The 9,625-nt window shown below is 43.6% G+C and carries 8 protein-coding genes and 1 pseudogene; 7 read left to right on the top strand and 2 right to left on the bottom strand.

Features of this window, described 5'->3' with window-relative positions; translation table 11 throughout:
• Window positions 1-371 precede the first annotated feature (371 nt).
• Together Q0R35_RS07780 and Q0R35_RS07775 are read right to left on the bottom strand one after the other, a co-directional pair.
• On the bottom strand, window positions 372-2,168 hold the full coding sequence (locus tag Q0R35_RS07780) for an HlyD family efflux transporter periplasmic adaptor subunit (protein WP_295615679.1): 1,797 nt from the start codon (window positions 2,166-2,168) through the stop codon (window positions 372-374).
• Between the two features lie 105 nt (window positions 2,169-2,273).
• Window positions 2,274-5,288, bottom strand: coding sequence for a peptidase domain-containing ABC transporter (locus Q0R35_RS07775; RefSeq protein WP_295615676.1), 3,015 nt, complete (start codon window positions 5,286-5,288; stop codon window positions 2,274-2,276).
• 551 nt (window positions 5,289-5,839) lie between these two features.
• Between Q0R35_RS07775 and Q0R35_RS07770 the strand changes: the two genes are divergently transcribed.
• From Q0R35_RS07770 to Q0R35_RS07740, 7 genes and pseudogenes are all read left to right on the top strand, one after another.
• Complete coding sequence (locus Q0R35_RS07770) at window positions 5,840-6,016, top strand: hypothetical protein (protein ID WP_295615674.1); 177 nt, start codon at window positions 5,840-5,842, stop codon at window positions 6,014-6,016.
• Window positions 6,017-6,110: 94 nt separating this feature from the next.
• Window positions 6,111-6,350: a hypothetical protein gene (locus Q0R35_RS07765; protein WP_295615671.1), complete on the top strand. Its 240-nt coding sequence runs from the start codon at window positions 6,111-6,113 to the stop codon at window positions 6,348-6,350.
• A gap of 239 nt (window positions 6,351-6,589) precedes the next feature.
• The gene (locus Q0R35_RS07760) at window positions 6,590-7,048 is read left to right on the top strand and encodes a carboxypeptidase-like regulatory domain-containing protein (protein ID WP_295615668.1); all 459 of its coding nucleotides are present in this window, start codon (window positions 6,590-6,592) and stop codon (window positions 7,046-7,048) included.
• 211 nt (window positions 7,049-7,259) lie between these two features.
• Window positions 7,260-7,424 carry a hypothetical protein gene (locus Q0R35_RS07755; protein WP_295615665.1) on the top strand — a complete coding sequence of 55 codons (165 nt, stop codon included), beginning with the start codon at window positions 7,260-7,262 and terminating at the stop codon, window positions 7,422-7,424.
• A gap of 3 nt (window positions 7,425-7,427) precedes the next feature.
• On the top strand, window positions 7,428-7,850 hold the full coding sequence (locus tag Q0R35_RS07750) for a hypothetical protein (protein WP_295615662.1): 423 nt from the start codon (window positions 7,428-7,430) through the stop codon (window positions 7,848-7,850).
• A 228-nt stretch (window positions 7,851-8,078) separates the two neighbouring features.
• Window positions 8,079-8,222, top strand: coding sequence for a hypothetical protein (locus Q0R35_RS07745; RefSeq protein WP_295615659.1), 144 nt, complete (start codon window positions 8,079-8,081; stop codon window positions 8,220-8,222).
• Window positions 8,223-9,057: 835 nt separating this feature from the next.
• Window positions 9,058-9,625 (top strand): annotated as a pseudogene (locus Q0R35_RS07740) (hypothetical protein); the annotation flags it as partial.

Raw genomic sequence — 9,625 nt, 5'->3', positions numbered from 1 at the left:
TAAGGAGTGGGAGCATTTAGGTAGGGGCAATGTCTTGTCGGTGCTTGGTTGATTTTCACGGTCGGGAAACCCGACCGAAAATCAATCCGCTTTTTTATTCGGGGGGAACCCTAGACATAAAACCGCCGCTTCATGAATTGCCCCTACTACCTAAATGGCTCGCAATCTCCCAAATCATTGGATAATCTGTGGGTAATGGATAGCCTTTATAAGGGAGGGCTTTTCCAACTTTTTCCCCTTTATTAAGGGGAGACTTTTCTTGCGCCCTCCCCTTATAAAGGGGAGGGCTGGAGCGATGCACTGAGCGACAGCCGTAGCGTAGCGTCTCCGTAAGGAGAAGTGTGGGGTAACAGGACTACGCAACAACCATTTTACCTGATCGTTTTAAGTGTGTCTTCTTGCTTGACGATCGCGTCGGTAAAGATGCTCATTACCGTGCGGGTGCGGAGTTTGATATTAGCATTGAGTGATGCGCCCGATCGCAGATCGATCGGTTTACCTTTAATGATCATACTCTGTCTTTCGATCTCGATCGTGGCGGGGAAACGCTCGTAGGGATGCGCCTGATCTGCGGGTAACACATCAGAACCGATCGAGACTACTTTACCTTTAACATCACCAAATTCACTAAAGTTAAAAGTTTCGATCCGCACATCGACTGGCATTCCCGACTTAACAAACCCGATATCTTTATTACTAATAAATACTTTTGCTTGTAATTTACTATCGGGAACGATCTTCATAATCGGTTCGCTGCTGGTGGCGACAAATCCTGGTGTTCCGGCTTTGAGTTCAAAGACAGTCCCGCTAACCGGGGCGACGATCTCTTGATATTTGAGATTCATTTTCGCCTGACTAATTTGACTATTTAGATCGACGACTTTGCGATCGAGATCGACGATCGTTTTATTAAGTTGACCGTCAATTTCAGCAATTTGCTTATCATTCATTGCAATTTTTGTCAATAACTCTTTCTGTGAAGTTGCGACGCTATTTTTGAGCTTTTCGCGACTTTGATTGGTTGCCATTGTCAATCGATTGTATTCTCGATCTAGTTGGGCGATTTCTTGCTGGTTCTTTTTAATTTGTTGCTGTTGACCCTGAATTTCGAGGCGCGAATTAGCGAGTAATTCTTGTTCGTCTTGTTGGAGTTTACGGTAGCGTTCTTTGAGTTGGAGGACTTCACTTTTGCGGGCGGTGACTTCTTGTTCTTGCTTGAGTACTTGGTTGCGGGATAACGCGCCTGCCTCACCCGCAGGTTTTAAACTATCGAGAATTGCCTGATTGCTAAGAGTTAGACTTTGAGCTGCTTGATATTGAGCGCGATTTTCAGCCATTTGAGCGGCGAGTTGAGATTTTTTAGCCGCAGTTTTGGCGTTGATATTAGCAATCACCGCTTGGGAATCAATTAATAGTTCGCTGGTACCCGCTCGTTTACCCCGATTTTCGCGCATCTGATTATCGAATTGACCGACTTCTAGCTGACCGGAACTAGTCCGCGAAGCAAGTTCGGTGCGGCTCGATTGCAATCTTTGACGTTGTTCGCTATTGAGATTGGTCAGAGTTGTCCCGTTGAGTTCGGAGCGGTAGAGTTGGTTTTCGGCGATAATCGAGCTGCGATTTTTGGTAAGTGCGAGAATTTCTGGGCGGACATTGAGTTTGGCAAGATCTTGAGTGCTGATGGTACCGACACCTTGACGGAGCAAGCTATGATAAAACCGCGTTTCCGCCGTCATCGATTCGAGATTTTTCTGGAGTGCGGTGAGTGTAGCTCCAGCAACGGTAGATTCTAAGCTGAGTAATTTTTGACCTGCAACAACTTTATCGTTTTCTTTAATTGCGACGGTTTTAACTACCCCACCGACTGGTACCTGTACATCTTTGACTTTCCCGGTTGGTTCGAGTTTCCCCTGGACGGCGATGGTTTCTTCTAGAGGTGCCAAACAAGCCCAAGTAACCAAACCTGTCGTAATCATCAAAATCGTCCAGACGATGCCGCGCGACCAGACTCGCGACTGCTGGAATACCACCGATTGCTCGAATTCTGCCGATTGGTAAGTCTCAATTTGGGGGCGTTCTACTTTCTTGAGTCCATCCGGTTCGATCTTCCGTTTGGCAATTTTACTAGTATCGTTGGGAGTGAAATTTGGCTGTTGGTTGGGATTCATGGGAGGAGTAAGGAGTAAGGAGTAAGAAGTAAGGAGTAAGGAGTAAGGAGTAAGAAGCAAGGAGTAAGAAGTCCTAAAGCCTATTTATTCCCTATTCCCTATCCCCTAAAGTTGAGATTCTTGTTGCTGATAGAGACAGTAATAACGACCTTTTAAAGCCATTAATTGACGGTGGGTGCCTGTTTCGACGATCGATCCTTTGTCCATCATGACAATTACATCCGCTGTTTTAATTGTATTCAAACGGTGGGTGATGAAAAAGACGGTCTGATGTTGAAATGTCTGGGCTAAATTGAGACAAACTTGACGTTCGCTATCGTAGTCGAGCGCGCTAGTTGCTTCGTCTAAAATCAACATCCGGGGCTGTTGTAGTACGGTACGCGCGATCGCAATGCGTTGGCGTTGTCCCCCAGACAGGGCGGAACCGCGTTCGCCGACTTTGGTGTTGTAACCATCTGGTAACTCCATAATAAAATTGTGTGCGGCGGCTACTTTAGCTGCTGCAATTACATCTTCAGAGGTCGCATCGGGGTTAGTCAGGGCAATGTTTTCTTGGACGGTACCACTAAATAAGAGTGTATCTTGTAGTATCATACCAATTTGTTGGCGGTAAGAGTACAGTTCGGTTTTGGTAATATCATACTTGTCGATGACAATTCGCCCGGAGTTAATCTGATACAAACGGGGAATTAGTTTCATCAGGGTACTTTTACCCGAACCGCTCAAACCCACAATGCCGACAAATTGTCCGGCTTGGAATTCCGCACTGATATTATTTAGTTGGTTAACATTAGTACCCGGAAAACTAAAAGTGAGATTTTCGATTTTGACATGACCCTGAATTGGGGGCATGGTGATATTGTTGATGTTATCTGCGCCTACTTCTTGGGGCGTATCGAGGATATCGCTCAAGCGTTCGAGCGAGAGGGCTGTTTCTTGGAAGTTCTGCCACAATTGGACTAGGCGCAGCAGTGGTTGTGTAGTATAACCAGCAATGATGCGGAAAGCAATTAATTCGCCGAGGGTGAGTTGTTTGGCTAAGACTAAATAGGTACCCACCCAGAGCAGGAGTAACCCAGAGAATTTGTTGAGGAAGCCGCTAATCGAACCTGCGGTATTCGATGTGAGGGCGGTTTTAAATCCCGCACTAACGTAGCGTGCGTATTTAGCTTGCCATTGCCAACGCGATCGCAGTTCGATATTCTGGGCTTTAATAGTTTGAATGCCGCCGATGACTTCGACTAAATAAGATTGCGATTCGGCGTTGCGTTCGGCTTTGGTTCGCAGTTGTCCGCGCACGATCGGTGAGACAATCCAAGTGAGTAATATAAATGCCGGGAGTGTTGCTAAAGCAATAATTGTCAGCAGCCAGCTATAAGCCAGCATTACGCCGATATATACTACCGAAAAGATCGCATCGAGAACGACGGTTAAAGCGGTACCCGTTAGGAATTGGCGAATGTTTTCGAGTTCGTTAATCCGGGTGGCTAGTTCGCCGACGGGACGCTTTTCAAAATATTTAAGCGGTAATCTAAATAAATGGTCGATAATTTCCGCACCCAGGCTAAGATCGATCCGGTTGGTGGTATCGACAAATAGATTAGTCCGCAGGGTGGTTAAAATGCCTTCGACGATCGCGAGTACGATTAATAAGGTACCAAAAGTATTCAGGCTGGTGATGCTATTGCCATTAATAACTTTATCGATAATTAACTGCGTCAGCAGCGGGTTAGCCAGCCCAAATACCTGCACGAATAGCGACGCGATTAAAACTTCGGTTAATACGCCCTTATGCTTTTGAATGGCGGGAATAAACCACTTAATCCCAAATTTTTCTACTGGGGTATCCTTGCTGCGTTGGAGTAATAACACCTCGCCGACATCGCCCCATAGCTCGGCAAAGGTAGTATGTTTTAACCGCCGCAGCCCCGATGCGGGAATGCCCAAAGTCAACTCTTTAGGTGTAATCTGATAGACGATCGCAAAACTATCTTGCCAAGGAATCAAGATTGGGGTCTGAAGTTTCCTGATGGCTGTGGCGGGAATTTTCACCATCTGGGAATTGATACCGAGCATTTCGGCGATCGCACCGCACAGTTGCAGTGGTACGCTACCACTACTACCAATCTGATTTTTTAACAATCGACCGACCACATCTGGACGAAACGGAACTTGAAGATATTTGCAGAGCATCTTCAAGCAAGCTGTCGTTCCGTCTAACGCGCCTCTACCCTTAAAGATTGGGTACTTAACCCGCTTGCCAGTGGGGGGATCGTTGTCGATCGCATCGCCAGCTACCGGGCGATCTGGGGCGTAGGGAATCCCCAATCTAGTCGGCGAAAATTCACTCACCCCAGTTGTAAAATTGGTAGTAAAATTGCCCGTCACATCATCTAAAACTGCCAGCAGGGGTACGCCTACTAAGCGTGCGATTTGTGGCTTACTAATTGTTAAAATTGAATTAGCGGGATAATCTTGAGGATCGATACAACTACCCACGGGATGACCGCTAATTTCGCCGCTGCTCACCAACCAACTGCGTGGATCTAGTTCCGAAACTCGTAATTTACCTGGTGAGAGATTGAGGATATTAGTTTGCGGGGCGAGTTTGAGCGCGAATTCGCGCAGATCTTTAACCCCAAACGAGCGCAACAGCAAATCACTATCTGGACGGGTTTGCAAATACTGGGCGACGAGATCGTAAACTTCGATCGTCGGCGTACCATAGTAAAATAATGCCTCTAATTGCGGCGTGCGATCGATTAATGTCCGAAAATAATCGACAGGAATATTAATACATACCGCTTCAGTCGAGGCGATAGCTGTCTCGCACGGTCGATTGCGGACGATTCCCGCCCAGCCTAAAATTTCGCCTTTTTCCAACAGTTGCAGCGTCGTCGGGGTCTGGTGTTGCGGATGATATGCAAGTAATCTAATTTGACCCGAAAAGACAATAATAATCTCCCCTGGCATCTGCTCCCGCATCAGCACCGTCTGTCCCATCCGATAGCGATTAAACTCCGATTTATCGGCTAAATCTGCCAATTCTGCCTTTGATAACTGAGCGAACGGCAAGAGACTAGCAAAAAAGTCGTGGATTTTAGTACGGGTAGAATTCATTAGTACACGATCGCGTCGGAGCAATTTAACTTAATGATAATTATTTAAATTTATTAAATACAATCGATCGCCTGCAATATCAATATATTTACTGAGATAAATCTAGCATATACGAGTTCGACTTATCTGATATGGCAGGCTATCTTCGATCGGGTAAATCTGTTGGATCTTAATCTCACTGCTTAGAGATCGTTCTAGTTCTCTCCCAGCCTTAAATTAATAGCGCGAGGTAATCGATCGGAAATCTGGAATCTCATGCGTTCTCCGCCGATTTCAACATTGCTAACCATTAAGTTACATTCAGCATATATTTGAAGCATAAGCTTGCTAGTTACTTTAGTGAGCTAAGATCGGCAATTATGCTGATTTCAACTAATTAGGTATTACTAGTTATTCTCAACAATGATACTCTCGATTGTAGTTGTTTAAACCAATAAAGACAGGTAGAGCTGAAGAAGTTAGAAGTCTAGTGCTAATAGTTTTTAACACTGAGATTATCGATACTCGACAGCAACTACCCACAAACAAATACTATATATTTCCATTCTCCCATGAAAAAGCTCATTCCTTCGATCGCTGTAGCTGGACTATCAGCAATTAGTTTTGCTGGTAGCGCGTTTGCTGTACCTGTAGTCACCGCTGGTACCGTGCCAACTGAATGTGCAATTCTCAATGTAGAACCTGGTGTTCTGAAGTTTGAAACTCAATTAATCATTTCCGATCGGTAGTGAAGAGAATGGCGAACATGAAATTGGGGCGGCATATCAAACCAATACTTCCCAGAAAACGACCACCTTTGCCACTTTAAGCTGGAAATATCGATTGCCAGCCCGGAATAGCAGTGGGCGTTCGTTGTGGCAAAGTGAACTCGGCTGTGGCAAGAGTTTATTTGGGAGTGGAATTATTGCAGGTATCGATTATAGTATCGCCCCCGGTTGGCAAGTGCGCGGACGCTATCGCGGCGCATCAGAATCTACTAGCGGTAGCGATTTTGCCCTAGAGTTGACAACAACTCTCCAAACTTCAGGAGGAATAAAAGGGACAGATCGATCGAAGATTTAGTTACCTTAGGGCGAGTAAATATCGTTCCATTTTTCGATCGGAATGGCAATGGTCGTCAAGATGCAGGCGAAGAAGGCTATTTCGAGCCGCTTTTAATAGAAATCAATCGCAAATCATTAAGAAATTTTCAGGCTCAGACAAATGGCTTAATTTCAACGCTCCAACTCACTCCCGGTAGCTATCGTCTCGATCTCAATCCGGCTGGATACCCAATTAGTTATCGAAGTAAATCGAGTGCCTTGCAAATCGACGTAGTTGGCGGGACGACTACTGAAATTCCCGTCCCACTGATTCCGGCTTATGCAATCACCGGAGTAGTCAAAAATAGTGCTGGCGAACCCATCATCGGTGGACGTGTCGAAGCAGTTTCGATCGTCAATGGTAAAAAATATACCTCAGTTACCAATGATGGTGGGGTCTATTACTTGGAAGGATTAGAACAGGGTGAATATCGGATTAGTGTGAGTGGATTTGCAACAAAGATTGCTGATTGCCAATTTGCTTGCGACGAACGAGTCCGAATTACCCCTGCAACCGCTCCTGTGGGGGAAATTAATCTCATCGTGCCGCAACCAGCAACTACTCCAGCTAAATCTAATACCAGCTTTCGCTATCGCCCAAATCTACTTATGTCCAATTCGCAAATTTTTCACTCAGGCAGTCTCAATATGTTCGCATCCATTATTCATAACTTCTAGCAACTATCGATCGCACTTCGATCGCCAAGCGTGGGCTGTATCCAATTGGGCGATCGCTTTGCATTGTGATTTAAGTAACATAATATACCTGACAGTCTAGCTAATCCAGTCAATTTAGAGCCTAATAATTTCATTAAAATATAAGCATTAAATAGAACTATTTTCAATAAATAAGGTCTAGTATAAACTTAAATTGCGATCTCTAGTGCTTATGGAAACACATAAACCATTAACTGAAACATCACCCGATCGAGAATTTCCCAAACAACTCGATCTCGCTCAAGTCTGTATTTATAGATCGAGCATCCTTTCAGCAGGTGTATTTTTGTTCTTGCCATTTTTTAACCTCCTTCATCCTAGCCCTTGGCAACGATAGATCGTGAATAATTTACCTCAAAAACTCAGTGACAATTTAGCAAGCTCGATTCTCCTAAGGAGCGGGCTTTCCGCCAACGATCCAGAACAGAAAATTGTTAAACCGCAAAGAAATTCTGCCCAAGAGCTGCATAAATATGTATTGGGATTAATCGGTGTATTCGTGCTAATAGTAATTAGCTATCCGATCGCGATGAACCAAGTCGCTCAAAAAGAGAAATTCGCACCATCTAAATCTCATCTAAAATCTTTAACATTAGAGTACAAGCAGATCGAACCCCAGTCAGAAAATTCAATTGCGATAACAGATCCAGCGCAGACTCCAGATCTGATTGCCAATGCGCCAGCAGATACCCTGACAAAAACGTCATTAGTGCCAGTGAAGACAAGCAGATCGAGGTTTGGAAGGCACATACGGGCGCGGTAGTACGATCGACCTCCGGACATCCAGATCCAGTGATGTCGCTTGCTGCTTCTCCGATTTAATCTCGATCGGGCAAATCGTTGGCGTAGCCTCTCTGTAAAGAGAATCGCTAATTTGGAGCAAATGCTGTAAATATCTATTACGCTAATTATGCTGCGATCGTAGATAATTTATAATTAAATTAGTCAAAAGCTTAGACAACTAAATAAATCCTAACGCAGGGGTCAAGTTATGCAAATTGCCACCATGCTCGACAGTTTCATCGGCTACTTTGCCGCAGCAGCAGCCAGAATCTTTGGAATCGATCGCAGCCAATATCCCAAAACTGGCGGTCAACCTTTTGAAGGTGAAATTTCCAAAAAGCACCGCAAATAAAGCAATTTAAAGCGAGATTAAACAGAATATTTTTACTCGATCGAACTAAAATTAAACCCATTTCGGTAAATCCGATCGTTCAGCCTCACTAAAAGCTACTACGACTTATAGTAGCTTTTAGTGAGGCTGGATGTTTTAAGTAGATGAAAAAGGTTCCAATAAAGCCGAAAGACCTTACTGAAACCTTTTTATCAGGAAATCAATTAGGATCGCTATATGTCGGAAAATCGCCTCATGCGGCGAAATATCATTTAATCGCACAATGGCAAAGCCTTTTAAATGGACTTACAAAGGTAAGCCATTGTGTAATTAAAATGCGGCTTTATTTATGCCGCCTAGTATTAGATAGCTTCATTGTTGAGTAAGGATTAATTTCTGACTCTATTTTGACTCATTTCGATCGTCACATATTAGTTCATTTATCCTAGCAAAGTTGACGTGCTCCCAGTCACCTCGCCCTAAAATGGTGAAATAAATGGCAATTACTTGGACAAATAATGGCATTCATTCCAACGAATTTACAGTGCAAACTTGAGAGCGATAAGCGTCTGAACTATGATTTGTCGGATTAGTAGATGGACTAAGACGATTGGATCGTAGAGAATCAAAGTCCATCATTCAATCATAGCTCAGACAATATTGACGTATACAGCTTGCTGTTTAGATCGATCGACATTACTTTACTAAATGAATATACTGTGGTCGATCGCCGTATAAAAGCATAAAATATCACGTAGTGAATATAGACAGACAATCGGGTACGATCGGTGACAGTGAATAGCTGTGTACATTTTAAAGTTATTATCTGTTCGTTGCAAATATAGAGCATCTTCAAATGACATCAAATTATAGTCGTCGTAACTTTTTGCAGCAAATCACGATCGTAACTACCAGCTTTTTAATTAAAGATTCGATCTTCGCTCTGCCTGCTAGTGCCAATGAAAGTAATGAAGTTGCCGAAAAATATCTAGTTTCGATACCTTTCTTAATGGCAAGAGAAGGAGGAGAGCGAGATTTAATATTGTACTCAGGTATTCCCTTTTCTCTAAAAATACCTGAAAGAATTCAAGACAATACAAAAATTGAGCAGAATGGAATTGAATTTACGCTTCGCACCTTGTATGATACTAGCTCAAGAATAGCAGCGAAGATTTATGATGAAATTGACAAGACTCAATTTATATCTACATCAAGTAAAAGCAAATGTAAATTCGTATACGAACAAATTGAAGATTGTGAAATTGTCAAGGATATACCAAAACTAGAACTACTTGATTATCTAGTTTTAACATCTTTCAACCTCAGTCCAGATCTTCGTCAACGCTATAAAATTGCGACTCTCCCCATACTAGCGGGAGAGCCAGCTTTGAAAGCTTTCTTCCAATCTCTGATAAAACTTTTAC

Source organism: Chamaesiphon sp. GL140_3_metabinner_50, assembly GCF_025361915.1.
GTDB lineage: Bacteria > Cyanobacteriota > Cyanobacteriia > Cyanobacteriales > Chamaesiphonaceae > Chamaesiphon.
Note: the sequence above shows the minus strand (reverse complement) of the source record. Positions and strands in the feature narration are given on the sequence as shown.